This window comes from Allocellulophaga tsushimaensis, from assembly GCF_055383085.1.
This window is the reverse complement of record NZ_AP039451.1, coordinates 314,882-330,547: the sequence shown is the minus strand read 5'-3', so window position 1 is coordinate 330,547 and position 15,666 is coordinate 314,882. Positions and strand designations below refer to the sequence as shown.

Genomic DNA, 15,666 nt, shown 5'->3' with positions numbered 1-15,666 from the left:
TTTTTTATGATTCTTAAGTGAAATCGACTTTTTAATTTTGTAAAGTTTCTGATTCTGATGAATCTATTTTTATAGAATCATTCATATCTGGGTCTTCAGCTGGTGCTATAACATCCTCTAAAGGATCTTTGCTGTTATCAACAAATCTGCTGAACTTATCAATAAATTCATTAAAAATTAAAGTTTCTTTTTCAGCTTCTTCTTTATCTCCGTTACGTATTAAGATATCTACGGCTCTATTATAGGCTTCCATATCTGTAATAATCTCATTTAAATTACGCTGTTGTTCATCAAGAGGAGTGCTAGCATAGTAATCAAGTCTTTCTTGATATATAATTTTTAATTTGCCAAATAGATTTCTTGCCTTGCTGGTTTCACCAACTTTATAATATCCATCTATAAATGGTTCTACAAAAGCATAATACTCAAAAGATTCTATGGGCATATTCTCTACAGCAATATCAATCATCTCTTTTGCTTTGGCTATTTTATTTTCGCTAATCATTTGCTCTACTAGTCTTGCAATATTGCCTCTGTAGGTTAAACCTTGAATTCTAGTTTGCGTGTCATGATAAATATCCTCACCAGCATTACCCCAGCCCCATTTTTTCACAATATCATACATCAGATCAGTATCTATTCTGCCCATATCAAACATGCTTTCGTATTTTGTTTTTATAGGAACTAATTTATAGGCTAAACCATCTAGTTGTAGGTAATCTTTCATCCATAAATATTCACCATTGTCAAAGCTACCGCCAGAAAAATAAATAGGACGCTTCCAGTCATTATTCGCTAAAATATCTAGCATTAATATTCTGTTTTTTGGTAAAGCACTTTTAGGTAAATCAATATCGATATAATCTACAATTAGTGCAGAGTCTTTTGCTTTTACCAATCCACTTTCTAAGACATTTTTTTTATTTACAGGAACACGTATTTTATTGGTAGGGTAAATAACCGTATTTAGAGTATTTTCCGGATAACTATTTTCTTCAGATACAATACTTCTCAATTTGGTTTGAGGCTTATCACTTGCTACCCAATCCATAAATTGTTTAATATCCCAACGACTCTCGGAAATATTCCTATTATATCTTTCATCAATATTTTGGTAGTATATTACATCTCTAGACCCAGTTCTGTATAAATTATGTGTGAGTTGAGAAGGGATAGGGCTGCTCTCGTATGCCTGTTTTTTCATTTGGTCTACATACCAGTCTGTAGCAAAAAGACTCGTACATACTACTCTAACATCAGTTCTATACCCTTCAATTTCTTGCACATACCATAGCGGAAAAGTATCATTATCTCCTATGGTAAATAAAATAGCATCTGTATTTTCTTGTGTGGAGTCTAAGTAAGCTTTAGCAGTAGAATTAGCTGTAAATCGGTTAGATCTGTCATGATCATCCCAATTTTCATAGGCCATGACCATAGGGACTGCTAAAAGGCAAGCTACAGTAATTGCTGGAGCTAATATTTTAGGTGATAGTAATTTTTTAAAGGCATCAAATAAACCGTAAACCCCTATTCCTATCCATAAGGCAAAAACATAGAAAGAGCCTACTAAAGAATAATCACGCTCTCTAGGTTGAAAAATACCAGGATTGGTATAAAATTGAATAGCGAGTCCGGTAAACAAAAAGAAAACTAAAAGTGCCCAGAATTGTTTTGGGTTTTTGCCAATCTGAAATAAAATACCAATAATTCCTAGTAGTAATGGCAAAAAGTAATAGGTGTTTCTTCCTTTGTTATTTAAAATCTCAGAGGGTAAATTGTCCTGAGACCCAAGGCGGTAACTATCTATAAAATTAATACCACTAAGCCAGTTTCCATTATCATCATATCTGCCTTGTTTGTCATTTTGTTTTCCGGTAAAATTCCACATAAAATAACGCCAATACATATATCCAAACTGAAACTGGGTCATGTATTTAATGTTATCTATGAGCGAGGGTGGTTTTACATTTATATAATCATTAGTGGCACTATTTAAGAATTTAATATAATCCTTTTCGTTTATCTCTCCATTTTTATAATTACTATTATTTTTTATTGCAATTTCTTTAACTTGATCAATTTGATCATTAAGAATTTTTAAATATTCTTGATATTGTTTTAAAGAAATTTGATCATTTTCATATAAGGTTTTATATTCTTCACCTAAGTTGTCTATAATTTCACTTCTAGGTTTCATTGAAATTTCTGGTGCTCCAAAATATTTCATGTAGTTCTCAGTATTCTGATCACTCCACATTCTGGGTAAAAAACCTACGTGTTTTTTGTTGGGTTTAACACCTGCATCTTTGTATTTATTCACAATAATATATTTCCCTAACTTTTCATCTTTTTCGTATTTAGGTTTGTCATCTTTTGCTTCTCCTTGTGCTGCAAACATATCGGTATAATATGCACCATAAACAGGACTGTCTACACCAGGGTATTGTTCTCTATTATAATAAGCTAAAAGTGATCTGGCATCAGATGGGTCGTTTTCATTAATAACTACATTAGCATTAGCGCGTATAGGAAGCATTAACCATGACGAAAAACCAAAGAATAAGAACATTAAGCAGAGAACTAAGGTGTTTACAACTTTGTATCCATTTTTTTGAGTGTAACGTAGGCCAAAATAAAAAGCAGAAATAAAAAGTAACCCCATAATTACAGAGCCAGAATTAAAGGGTAGCCCCATGGTATTGATAAAGAAAACCTCGCTCCATCCAAAAGCAACTAAAACATAGGTTAAGGAGAATTTATAAACCAACATTAAAATAGCTACTACTATTATATTAGCAAGTAAAAAGTTTTTAATAGTAGTAGTTTTATAGGTTTTAAAATAATACAATAAACCAATAGTTGGGATGGCTAAAAAGCCCATAAATTGCACTCCAAAAGTAAGTCCTATAACAAATGAGATGAGTACTATCCATTTATTACCCCTAGGCTGGTGTAGATTATCTACCCATTTTAATCCTAAAAATAAAAGAAGTGCCATAATTAAACTGGCAGAAGCATATACTTCTGTTTCTACCGCATTAAACCAAAAACTATCAGAATAGGTATAGGCTAAAGAACCAACTAAACCACTTCCTAAAACTGCAATAGCTTGGCTGTTAGAAATAATCTTGTCCGTGTTGATTAGTTTTTTGGTAAGGTTTGTTATGGTCCAAAACATAAACAAGATAGTAAATGCACTAGAAACGCTGGATACATAGTTTACCATAAGTGCTATTTGGCTATCTTCTAAAGCAAACATAGAAAAGAAAGCTCCTATCATTTGTAATAATGGTGCTCCTGGAGGGTGGCCCACTTGGAGTTTTGCTGAAGTAGCAATGTATTCTCCGGCATCCCAAAAACTACCAGTAGGTTCAACGGTTATACCATAGGTTACAAGTGCAATAAAAAAAACAGTCCAACCTAATATTTTGTCCCATTTTTCAAAATCCTTAGAAAACATTTATGTTATGATTTACAGTTGTGGCGAATTTAGCAATTAAAATAGATATGGCAGATGTGCAGCGCTTCAATTTTTGTTAAAGAAATGCGAAAAGATGAAAGAAAGCGGCCGCAATGCTCAAAATAGTACTAATGAAAATCATAAACTTGTTACTTTTAGTGAAGTCTTTGTACTAAAATCAACTATTCTTCAACAAGTTAAGAAAGTGCTAGTAGCCATTGTTTCAGTAGAATTATGACCTTTTTTTCTTGCTTAAGAAAATCTTATAAAAATGTTTGTGAAAACAAAAGTTTGTTTTAAATTTGCCACCTCAAATACAGAGCCACTTTTGTGCTTTATATTTTGGCCCATGGTGTAATTGGCAACACTCCGGTTTTTGGTACCGTCATTCAAGGTTCGAGTCCTTGTGGGCCAACATAAGTTTAGAAAATCCTAATACAAATCTGTATTAGGATTTTTAATTAAAAATCCTTTTTTAACTAAGTGTTGTCTACTGCATTGCTTTATTTCTACTTCTGTCATATAAAACAATACTACCAGCAATAGCAACATTTAAACTATGGGTGGAGCTAAATTGCACTAAAAAGTGAGCACGTTCAATAGCTTCTTTGGTAAGTCCATTATCTTCTGCACCTAATAAGTATACACAACGTTTTGGGTGCTTAAAAGTTTCTAAGTTCTCAGCAGTTTTTGTTTTTTCAACACCAACAATTCGGACACCTTTTGGGAGGTGATCAAAAAAATCATTAAAATCTGTATAGTGGTAATAAGGGATAGATTTTACAGCGTTATGCGTGTCACTCGCTTGGTTTGCATAACGTTTTCCAATAGTGAAAATAAAACTAGCGCCTAAATTTTGAGCTGTACGCCATAATGCACCTAAATTTTCTGGCGTTTTTCCATTTTGTATCCCTATACCAAAAAAAGAAGTAGTAAAATTATCTGGTTGCATTTTCTAATACAATATAATTAGGTGTTGGTTTCTTCATCAGGATTACCTTCAATGGCTTTAAATGAGTTGTCTTCTTCTATTTCATTGCTATCTTCTATTTCGGAAGATGTGTGCTTATCCTCTTTTTTGTTTAAAATATCTTCTGCTTCATTACGTTCTAATCGTACTTCATCAATTTCATCTAATGAAGTACTCATTTTTCTTTTGTCTTTAATCATGGCCCATGTCATAATAAGACTTGTGCCGATAATTACAAAAAGTAAAATTCCAGATTCAAAATTTTCAACTTGTGCACTTTCGGGTATCGCATAAAATAACAAAACGGTAATTAAGCCTCTTGGCGCAATAAAGAGCTGTGGTAAAATATCTTTCCCTACAAAAACACGTAAGATTAAAAAACGGATAGCGTAAATAGAAATAATAATTAGAATGCTAACCAGTGCAACACTAAGACTTAATAGGGAAGAAATAACAATGGTAATCCCAAAAATCACAAAAAAGAAAGTACGCACTACAAAGGCAGTTTCTAGTGTAATAATATGTAATTCGTGGTATATCTGATGTATTTTATCATGCTCTAAAAAAACTTTCATTTTCCCAGGGAAAAATAATTTTACGTTCGCGATGACTAAACCAAAAATTAGAATAATGATTAGGGAAGATAAATGTAATTTTTTGCCTATAGCATAGAGTAATAATAGTACTGCAATCAATAAAAATAATTTCGCCTGACTTTTTATCTGTTGAAAGATTAAAACAATTGCATAACTGGCTACAAGCGCAATTGCAATAGTTAATATAATGTTCCCGCCAAAAGCTACTACACCAGCATCCGTTTCTGGGTCTAATTTTGCGGTTAAAAAATAGAACATCATAATTCCCATAATATCAGAAAAGGTGCTTTCATAGATATGGAATTCTTTTTTGTTTTCATTTAAACCACTTACACTGGGGATAATAATGGCGCTAGATAATATAGATAGGGGTGTAGCGTAAATTAAAGCAACTTGCATGCTCATGCCGGCTATAAATTGTTGTAAAATAAATGCTGCTGCATAAGCAGAACCAACTAAACCAATAAGCGCAATGGCCATAGATTTTAAAATTGGCACTAATTTCTCGCGCTTTAATTCTAATTCTAACGCCGCTTCTAATACAATCATAATAAGACCTACAATTCCTAAAAGTTCAAGCGGTGCTTTTAATGTGTTAGCCAAATCTAGGGTATCACCTACAATAAAGCCCAATACGTACTGTAAAATAATCCCTAAAAGGATCAACATTAAAACAGCAGGAATATTGGTTTTCTTTGAAATTCCATTAAAGAAAAAAGAAAGGATAATAACAAAAGAAGAAGCTATAATTAGGTTGTAAGAAGACAAAATCTCCATGCTGTAATGGTTTATAAAGTTCGTATTTAAGTATTGAAGTATCAAATATAGTATTTGATGTGAGGTAATAGATAAAAATTTAAAAAAAGTTGTATATTTGCATCGCTGTAAGGATGAATAGTATAATGAGGGGACAATTTGTCCCCTCTTTTATTACTTAATAATTATGTTTAAGGAAAAAGTTTTAGCACTTTTAGAGACTGCATTGCAAGAAAATGAAGCTATTTTTTTAATAGATTTTACCCTGTCACCAGGTAATAAAATTAATATTATTTTAGATGGGGACAATGGGGTAACTTTAAAAGATTGTATGGCGGTAAGTCGTGCAATAGAACATAATTTAGATCGGGAAGAAGAGGATTTTTCTTTAGAAGTAGCCTCTGCTGGAGCAACAACACCTATGGTAATGCCACGGCAGTATAAAAAGAATATAGGAAGAGTATTGGAAGTGAAAACCCAAGAAAATAAATTTGAAGGTAAACTTACACTTGTTGAAGAACAAGGGATTACTTTAGAATGGAAAGCTAGGGAGCCTAAACCAATTGGTAAGGGTAAAGTTACGGTTCAGAAAAAACAAGAAATTGAGTTTTCTGATATACAAGAAGCAAAAGTTGTATTAAAATTTTAATTGATAAGTCAATATGGAAAACATTGCGTTGATTGAATCTTTTTCGGAATTTAAAGACGATAAGTTCATAGACAGAGTAACGCTAATGGCGATTTTAGAGGATGTTTTTAGAAACGCTTTAAAGAAAAAGTTTGGTTCTGATGATAATTTTGATATTATTATCAATCCAGATAAAGGAGATTTAGAAATCTGGAGAAACCGAATTGTAGTAGAAGATGGGGAGATAGAAGAGCCTAATGAAGAAATTTCTTTGACCGAAGCTCGTAAAATTGAACCAGATTTTGAAGTAGGAGAAGATGTTTCCGAAGAGGTTAAATTAATTGATTTAGGAAGAAGAGCAATTTTGGCATTACGTCAGAATTTAATTTCTAAAATCCATGAGCACGATAATACAACCATCTATAAGCAATTTAAGGATTTAGAAGGTGAAATTTATACGGCAGAAGTGCATCATATAAGACATAAAGCTATCATTCTTTTAGATGATGAGGGTAATGAAATTGTGATGCCTAAAGAAAGGCAAATTCCTTCTGATTTCTTTAGAAAAGGAGATAATGTTAGAGGAGTAATAGAAAGTGTAGAGTTGAAAGGAAACAAACCTTCAATTATAATGTCTAGAACAGCTCCTGCATTCTTAGAACAGTTATTTTTTCAGGAAATACCAGAAGTTTTCGATGGTTTAATAACCATTAAAAAAGCAGTTCGTATTCCTGGGGAAAAAGCAAAAGTAGCTGTAGATTCTTATGATGATAGAATTGATCCTGTTGGTGCATGTGTAGGGATGAAAGGATCTCGTATACATGGCATTGTAAGAGAATTAGGGAATGAGAATATCGATGTAATTAATTGGACTAATAATCCGCAATTATTGGTTACAAGAGCTTTAAGCCCGGCAAGAGTATCATCTGTAAAATTAGATGAAGAGAAAAAAACAGCACAAGTATACTTAAGGCCAGAAGAAGTTTCTAAGGCAATAGGTAGAGGAGGACACAATATTAGATTGGCAGGTCAATTAACTGGTTATGAAATAGATGTGTTCCGTGAAGGAGTAGAGGAAGATGTAGAATTAACAGAATTCTCTGATGAAATAGAAGCTTGGGTTATAGAAGAATTTAAGAAAATAGGTATGGATACCGCTCGTAGTGTTTTAGAGTTAGATACTGATGATTTGGTAAAACGTACTGATTTAGAAGAAGAAACAATTTTAGAAGTTGTTCGCATACTAAAAGAAGAATTAGAAGATTAAGCTATATATTAGCAATAAATTTCAAGTATAGTAACAGGTATTTATGGCAGATAATGCAACAATAAGGCTTAATAAAGTGCTACGTGAATTAAATATTTCACTAGACAGGGCTGTAGATTTTTTGGGTTCCAAAGGACATGATGTAGAGGCTAGGCCTACTACAAAAATATCCAATGAGGTATACCAAGTGCTGCTGGATGAGTTCCAGACCGATATGAGCAAGAAGGTTGCGTCTAAAGAAGTTGGTGAGGAAAAGCGAAAAGAAAAAGAAGCGATTAGGCAGCAACTGGAACAAGAGCAAGAAGATAGAAGAATTGCTAGAGAGAAAAAATCTGCAGAACAAGTAGTTCGTGGTAAAGCTGAATTATCTGGACCTAAAACTATAGGAAAAATAGATTTAAACCCTAAGAAACCTGAAGCTCCTGTTAAAAAAGAGGTAGAGAAACCTGTAGAAAAAGTTCCAGAGCCAAAAGAGGTAAAGCCAGAGCCAGTTATAAAAGCTGCCGCTGATAAGCCAAAATTTAAAGTAGTTGACAAAATAAATTTAGAAACACCTAAAGCCAAGGCGAAAGAAGCTGAAAAAGCACCTGTTGTTTCTAAAGAAGAAAATAAAGTAGAAGCTCCTGAGGTTGTTGCTGAAAATGATGAGGAAACTCCAAAAGAACCAGAAGCAATAACAACGCAATACAAAAAACTATCTGGGCCAAAAATTACGGGAGATAAAATAGATCTTACCAAATTTGAAAAGCCTAAGAAAAAGAAAGAAGCTCCAAAAACTTCAAACAATACTGCGGATAAGAAAAAACGTAGAAAAAGAATTGTAAGTGGTAATAACACTGCTGGAGGTGGCGCTAAACCAGGCGCTAGACCAAGACCTGGTGGAGGAAATGGACCTGGGCAAAGAAGAGGACCTGGGCAACGATTTAAGCAAGCTCCAAAAGTTGAGCCGTCAGAAGAAGATGTACAAAAACAGGTTAGAGAAACGCTTGAAAAACTTCAAGGGAAATCTAAAAAAGGAAAAGGAGCAAAGTATAGAAGAGATAAAAGAGATCAGCACCGTCAGCAAACAGAAAAAGATCTTGAACAACAAGAATTAGAGAGTAAAATTTTAAAAGTAACAGAATTCGTTACGGCTAATGAAGTGGCAACGATGATGGGTGTTTCTACAACACAAATTATTTCTGCGTGTATGTCTCTAGGGATCATGGTAACCATGAACCAGCGTTTAGATGCAGAAACACTATCTATAGTTGCTGAGGAATTTGGTTATGAGGTTGAGTTTGTTTCTGCAGAAATAGAAGAGGCAATAGAGGAAGAAGAAGATGCTGCGGAAGATTTAAAAGGGAGAGCGCCAATTGTTACCGTAATGGGACACGTAGATCATGGTAAAACATCACTTTTAGATTATATCAGAAAAGAAAATGTAATAGCAGGAGAAAGCGGAGGAATCACACAACATATAGGTGCTTATGGTGTTAGCTTAGAAAATGGACAGAAGATCGCATTTTTAGATACACCGGGTCACGAAGCCTTTACGGCCATGCGTGCACGTGGTGCTCAAGTAACAGATATTGCTGTTATTGTAGTGGCTGCTGATGATGATATTATGCCACAAACAAAAGAAGCAATAAGTCATGCCCAAGCGGCTGGGGTACCTATTGTATTTGCAATTAATAAAATAGATAGGCCTACGGCAAACCCTGATAAAATAAAAGAAGGGCTGGCGCAAATGAATTTGTTAGTAGAAGACTGGGGTGGTAAAATACAATCGCATGATATTTCTGCAAAAACAGGTCAGGGGATCAAAGAACTTTTAGAAAAAGTATTGTTAGAAGCAGAACTTTTAGAGCTGAAAGCAAACCCAGATAAATTGGCAAACGGAGCTGTGGTAGAAGCCTTCTTAGATAAAGGAAGAGGATATGTTTCTACAGTGTTAGTACAGGCAGGAACGCTTAAAATTGGAGATTATGTGCTTGCAGGAACTTGTAGTGGTAAGGTAAAAGCCATGCAAGACGAGCGTGGTAACAATATAAAAGAAGCAGGGCCTTCTACACCAATATCAATACTAGGTTTAGATGGTGCGCCACAGGCGGGAGATAAATTTAATGTCCTTGAAGATGAGCGAGAAGCAAAACAGATCGCAACCAAAAGAGGGCAGTTGTTACGTGAGCAATCTGTAAGAACACAACGTCATATTACCTTAGATGAAATTGGAAGACGTATAGCGCTGGGCGACTTTAAAGAATTAAATATTATCCTGAAAGGTGATGTGGATGGATCGGTAGAAGCATTAACAGATTCGTTCCAGAAATTATCTACAGCAGAAATACAAGTAAATATCATACATAAGGCGGTAGGGCCTATCACAGAAAGTGATGTGCTTTTAGCTTCGGCATCCGATGCTATTATTATTGGCTTTAATGTAAGGCCAATGGGTAATGCCAGAACAATAGCTGATAATGAAGAAATAGATATTAGAATGTATTCTATTATTTATGATGCTATTAACGATCTAAAAGATGCTATGGAAGGAATGCTTTCTCCAGAAATGAAGGAAGAAATTACGGGTACAGCAGAAATTAGAGAAACCTTTAAAATATCTAAAGTAGGTACTATTGCAGGTTGTATGGTAACTACAGGTAAAATATTAAGAAGCTCTGGAATCCGTTTAATTAGAGATGGAGTAGTTGTCTTTACAGGGGAGCTTTCTTCTTTAAAACGATTTAAAGATGATGTAAAAGAAGTTTCAAAAGGATACGATTGTGGACTTCAAATTAAGAACTACAATGATATTAAAGAATTAGATATTGTAGAAGGCTTCCAAGAAGTGGCAGTTAAGAAAAAGTTGAAATAAATAAGAAAGAAATATCAAGTATAAAAAAAGCGATCTCTGTAGATCGCTTTTTTTATTTACCCTTTATTTTTATTGGGTGGAATGATAAAAGCTCCAGGAAATTTTTTTCTAATTTTCATATACCGGCGTTCCGCTTCAAGTTTTGTTTTAAATTTTCCTACCCTAACTCTATAATCTGTCTCCACAAAATCTATTTTAGAATACCAACCTGGAAAATTAATTTCCACACTCTGTTTTAATCTGTTGGCAGCTGCTAAAGACCCTTTTCCGATCTGAATTTTATATACACCAGAATCTTGATCCTGATTTTTATAGATTTCTAACAAATCTATAATTTTTTCATCTTGTTTAATAGTAATCTGCCCATCTTGCGCAGCGCAAAAGGCTGTGAATAGGGCTAAAAATGTTGTAATCGCTGCGGTTTTCATAAGTTTCATTTTTATTGAAAAAACAATAGAACAAAAGTAATTTTTTAATGATCAAACAAAAATTAAATTGCTTATTTAGAATTGTTATAAATTATAAATTATAAATACCTTAACATTTCTAAAATAAAGTCTATGTCGTATTTTTGCGTTCGATTTCAAAGCATGTTTTTTCTCCATAATAAACGATAAGAAATTATCATGCCAAGAACAAGATAGAAATATTTTTAAATATGAAAAAGGTTCTATACCGCAATCAAATTTCTAAAGTTTTAGGTATCAGTCTGGTAGTTTCTCTACTCTTTTCAACTTCTCTGTTTTCGCAAGAAGGCGATGCCGCCAAAGGAAAATCCCTTTTTAATCAAAATTGTGCTGCGTGTCATCATTTAGATCGTAAAATGACGGGTCCTGCATTACGTAATGTAGAAGCTCGTTTAGCGGAAGAAGGTTTAGATAGAGAATGGATTTATGCTTGGATAAAAAATAGTGCTGGGGTTATTAAATCTGGTGATGCATATGCAAGCAAGATTTATAATGAGTACAATCAAGCTGCAATGACAGCTTTCCCGACATTATCTAATGCAGATATTGATAATATTTTAGCATATACTGCTGCGCCAACACCGGATAAGTCACCAGGTGTTGATATTGCTACTGTTCCAGGTGTCAAAGGAGGTTCTAATGATTCAGGTATCTCTAACGAAATTATATTAGGTGCTTTAGTTCTAGTATTTGGCCTGTTAGTAGTAATGTTATTTTTAGTAAACAATACGCTAAAAAGCATTGCAGAAGCTAATGGTGTAACTGTTGTTAAAGAAGCATCAGAAAAAAGAACGCCAATTTGGAAAGCTTTTATACAAAACCAGTTTTTAGTACTGGTTTCAGTGATTTTATTACTATTAAGTGGTGCTTATTTTGCCTATGGTGCAATGATGCAAGTTGGTGTAGATCAAGGCTATGCTCCTATACAACCTATTCATTATTCACATAGAATTCACGCGGGTGATAATAAGATAGAATGTAAATATTGCCACTCTTCGGCAAGGGTTTCTAAGCATTCCGGAATACCATCTTTAAATATTTGTATGAACTGTCATAAGTCTATTTATCAAGTAGCTGATGAGACCCTAGCAGAGGGAGCAGCATATGGAGTAGATTACAATAAGGAAATTAAAAAATTATATGCAGCTGTAGGTTGGGACGAAGAGAATCAGAAATATACAGGAGAAACAAAACCTGTAGAATGGATTAGAATTCACAACCTTCCAGATTTTGCATATTTTAACCACTCACAACACGTTACTGTTGCTGGTGTAGAATGCCAGACTTGTCATGGTCCTGTAGAGGAAATGGAGATTATGGAGCAACATTCGCCATTAACCATGGGTTGGTGTATTAACTGTCACCGCGAGACTAACGTTAAGGTTCAAGGTAACGAATATTACGAAAAAATCCACGCTGAGCTTTCTAAGAAGTATGGAGTTGAGAATCTAACTGCTGCGCAGATGGGTGGTTTAGAATGTGGTAAATGTCACTATTAATAATAAGAGAAGATAATTCAGAGATATAAGTATGGCATCAAACAAAAAATATTGGAAAAGCGAGGCGGAGTTAAATCCCAACGATTCCATTGTTGAGGCGCTAAGACAAAATGAGTTTGTTCAAGATATTCCTGTGGATGAATTTTTAGGAGACAAAGAAAATTTGGCTTCTAGTTCTACCAATAGAAGAGATTTCTTGAAATATGTAGGTTTTAGTACAGCTGCTGCAACTATGGCGGCATGTGAAGGTCCGGTAACAAAATCGATACCTTATGTTGTTCAGCCAGAAAGTATTATTCCTGGTGTGGCAAACTATTATGCTACTACTATTGCAGATGGTTATGATTTTGCAAGTATTTTAATAAAAACCAGAGAAGGTAGGCCTATAAGTATTGCTACTAATAAAGATGCAAAAGTAGGTGGTTCTGCTAATGCTAGAGTTAATGCTTCTGTTTTAGGATTGTATGATAGTAAGCGTCTTCAAGGACCAGTACATAGACCTAATGGACCAAACGGAGAATCTGAAGCGATCTCTTGGAGTGATTTAGATAGCGCTGTTAAAGGAGCTTTAAACTCTGGAAAGCAAATAGCATTGTTAACGCAAACCTATGCAAGTCCGTCTACAACAAAATTAATAGCAGAATTTAAAGCTAAATATGCAAACGTAAATCACGTTACCTATGACGCTATTTCAGAAGATGCTGCCTTAAGCGCTTTTGAAGCAGCATATGGTGAAAGAGCTTTAGCAGATTATGATTTTGAAAAAGCAGAATTAATTGTTTCTTTCGGAGCAGATTTCTTAGGAGATTGGCAAGGTGGTGGTTATGATGCTGGTTACGCAAAAGGACGTGTTCCTAAGAAGGGTAAAATGTCCAAACACATTCAGTTTGAGTCTAATATGTCTTTAGCAGGGGCAAATGCCGATAAGCGTATTGCTTTAAAACCAAGTGAGCAAAAAGTAGCCTTAGCTAAGTTATATGCAAAATTAAATGGTTCTTCAGTTTCTGGAGAATTAAACGATACAATTTCTGCGGCAGTAACAGCTGTAGCAAATGAAATTAGAAAAGCAGGATCTAAAGCTGTTGTAGTTACGGGTCTTGATGATAAAAATGCACAAGCGGTAGTTTTAGCGATCAATAAAATGCTAGGAAGTAAAGCATTTGATCCTAAAGCACCAAAATATATTAGACAAGGAAATACGGCAAAAGTTGATGCATTAATTTCAGATATGAAATCTGGAAAAGTGGGCGCACTTATTATGGATGGTGTTAACCCTGCATATACCTTGCCAAACGCAGCGTATTTTAAAGAAGCAATATTACAAGTAGGGGTATCTGTTTCTTTTTCTTTAAGTGCTCATGAAACCGCTAAAATTTCTAAATATAATGCCGCTGCAAACCATTTCTTAGAGTCTTGGGGCGATGTAGAGATTAAAAAAGGGCATTATGGCTTAATGCAGCCAACCATAAAAGAATTATTTGATACACGTCAATTTCAGTCTTCCTTATTATCATGGATGGGGAGTGAACAAACGTATTATGAGTATATAAAAGACCATTGGAGTACTTCTGTTTTAGGAGGAGAGCAATGGAATAAGGCATTACATGATGGGGTGTTTCAAGCTGCTAGTTCAACAGTAGAATCTGATATAGACACCTTAATAGAAGACGCTATTGCCGTAGCACCTGCTGTTGATATTTCTAGTGCTGTAAGTGCTTTATCTAGAGCAACAAGTGCAGGGATGGAGCTTACCTTATATTCTAAAGTAGGGATGGGAGACGGTCAAATGGCAAACAACCCATGGTTACAAGAGTTTCCAGATCCTATTACTAGAGTATCTTGGGATAATTATGTTACCGTATCCAAATCAGATGCAGAAGCATTAGATTTAGTAAACGAAAATGTTGCTAATGGTGGTTTAGATGGTAGTTATGCTACACTAACTGTTGGTGATATGACGTTAGAGGCTGTTCCTGTAATTATTCAACCAGGCCAAGCAAAAGGTACAGTTGGTCTTTCCTTTGGTTATGGTAGAAAAGAAGGGATGCAAGCAGAAATGCAAACTGGTAAGAATGCCTATGAGTTGTATAAAAACTTCTCAAACACACAGGAGGTTGTTATCAAAAAACAAGAGGGTAACCATGAGTTTGCTTGTGTGCAATTGCATAAAACCCTGATGGGTAGAGGCGATATCATTAAAGAAACTACGCTCGAAATCTTTAACACTAAAGAAGCAAAAGAGTGGAATGTACAGCCAGTTGTTTCTTTAGATCATCAAGAAGTTCCTGCAACATCAGTAAGTTTGTGGGACGATTTTGACCGTTCTATCGGACATCACTTTAACTTGTCTATAGATTTAAATGCTTGTACAGGATGTGGGGCTTGTGTTATTGCATGTCACGCAGAAAATAATGTTCCGGTAGTAGGGAAACAAGAAGTACGTAAATCTAGAGATATGCACTGGTTGCGTATTGACAGATATTATTCTTCAGAAGAAACTTTTGAAGAAGATAATCATAAGAAAGAGAATTTTGATGGTTTAAGTGGAGATAGTGGTTCTTTAGGAGGCTTTATAGAATTAGAGGATCCAGCAACTAATCCACAAGTAGCTTTTCAACCTGTAATGTGTCAGCATTGTAACCATGCGCCATGTGAGACGGTTTGCCCAGTGGCAGCAACATCACACGGGCGTCAGGGTCAAAACCATATGGCGTATAACAGATGTGTAGGTACAAGGTATTGTGCAAACAACTGTCCTTACAAAGTACGTAGATTTAACTGGTTCTTGTATAACAATAACGATGAGTTTAACTACCATATGAATAACGATTTAGGGAAAATGGTAATTAATCCAGACGTAACCGTACGCTCTAGAGGGGTTATGGAGAAATGTTCTATGTGTATCCAAAAAACACAGAAAACAATCCTAGATGCTAAAAGAGATGGTCGTGTTATTGAAGATGGTGAATTCCAAACAGCTTGTTCTGCAGCATGCGGTAATGGAGCAATGGTATTTGGAGATATTAATGATAAAAAGAGTGAAGTTGCAGAGTTGAAAAAGAGTGAGCGTATGTATCACTTATTAGAGCATGTAGGAACAAAACCAAATGTATTCTATCATGTAAAAGTGAGAAATACTGATGAAGCATAAGCAATTTATATAATA

9 protein-coding genes and 1 tRNA gene are annotated in these 15,666 nt (G+C 34.7%); 6 read left to right on the top strand and 4 right to left on the bottom strand.

Features of this window, described 5'->3' with window-relative positions; all coding sequences use genetic code 11:
* Window positions 1–31: 31 nt before the first annotated feature.
* Window positions 32–3,463, bottom strand: coding sequence for a glycosyltransferase family 117 protein (locus ACZ451_RS01475; RefSeq protein ID WP_464215302.1), 3,432 nt, complete (start codon window positions 3,461–3,463; stop codon window positions 32–34).
* A 343-nt stretch (window positions 3,464–3,806) separates the two neighbouring features.
* Here ACZ451_RS01475 and ACZ451_RS01470 point away from each other — a divergent pair.
* Window positions 3,807–3,878, top strand: a tRNA-Gln gene (locus ACZ451_RS01470).
* 75 nt (window positions 3,879–3,953) lie between these two features.
* Here ACZ451_RS01470 and ACZ451_RS01465 read toward each other — a convergent pair.
* Both ACZ451_RS01465 and ACZ451_RS01460 read right to left on the bottom strand, forming a co-directional pair.
* Window positions 3,954–4,415, bottom strand: a complete 462-nt coding sequence (locus ACZ451_RS01465; protein WP_464215301.1) for an RNA methyltransferase — start codon at window positions 4,413–4,415, stop codon at window positions 3,954–3,956.
* A gap of 17 nt (window positions 4,416–4,432) precedes the next feature.
* A complete protein-coding gene (locus tag ACZ451_RS01460) occupies window positions 4,433–5,806 on the bottom strand; it encodes a cation:proton antiporter domain-containing protein (RefSeq protein ID WP_464215300.1) in 1,374 nt (457 codons plus the stop codon).
* 166 nt (window positions 5,807–5,972) lie between these two features.
* On the opposite strand from ACZ451_RS01460, the gene rimP reads away from it, so the two are divergent.
* The 3 genes from rimP to infB are packed head-to-tail and all read left to right on the top strand — an operon-like array spanning window position 5,973 to window position 10,534.
* Window positions 5,973–6,434: a ribosome assembly cofactor RimP gene (gene rimP / locus ACZ451_RS01455; protein WP_464215299.1), complete on the top strand. Its 462-nt coding sequence runs from the start codon at window positions 5,973–5,975 to the stop codon at window positions 6,432–6,434.
* A 13-nt stretch (window positions 6,435–6,447) separates the two neighbouring features.
* Complete coding sequence (gene nusA / locus ACZ451_RS01450; protein ID WP_464215298.1) at window positions 6,448–7,680, top strand: transcription termination factor NusA; 1,233 nt, start codon at window positions 6,448–6,450, stop codon at window positions 7,678–7,680.
* Between the two features lie 43 nt (window positions 7,681–7,723).
* The gene (infB, locus tag ACZ451_RS01445) at window positions 7,724–10,534 is read left to right on the top strand and encodes a translation initiation factor IF-2 (protein ID WP_464215297.1); all 2,811 of its coding nucleotides are present in this window, start codon (window positions 7,724–7,726) and stop codon (window positions 10,532–10,534) included.
* Between the two features lie 56 nt (window positions 10,535–10,590).
* On the opposite strand, the gene ACZ451_RS01440 is transcribed toward infB, so the two are convergent.
* Window positions 10,591–10,962 (bottom strand): SPOR domain-containing protein, encoded by a 372-nt coding sequence (locus ACZ451_RS01440; protein ID WP_464215295.1) that lies wholly within the window; start codon window positions 10,960–10,962, stop codon window positions 10,591–10,593.
* Window positions 10,963–11,192: 230 nt separating this feature from the next.
* On the opposite strand from ACZ451_RS01440, the gene ACZ451_RS01435 reads away from it, so the two are divergent.
* Together ACZ451_RS01435 and ACZ451_RS01430 are read left to right on the top strand one after the other, a co-directional pair.
* The gene (locus ACZ451_RS01435) at window positions 11,193–12,500 is read left to right on the top strand and encodes a c-type cytochrome (protein WP_464215294.1); all 1,308 of its coding nucleotides are present in this window, start codon (window positions 11,193–11,195) and stop codon (window positions 12,498–12,500) included.
* A 31-nt stretch (window positions 12,501–12,531) separates the two neighbouring features.
* Complete coding sequence (locus tag ACZ451_RS01430) at window positions 12,532–15,651, top strand: TAT-variant-translocated molybdopterin oxidoreductase (protein WP_464215293.1); 3,120 nt, start codon at window positions 12,532–12,534, stop codon at window positions 15,649–15,651.
* Window positions 15,652–15,666 lie beyond the last annotated feature (15 nt).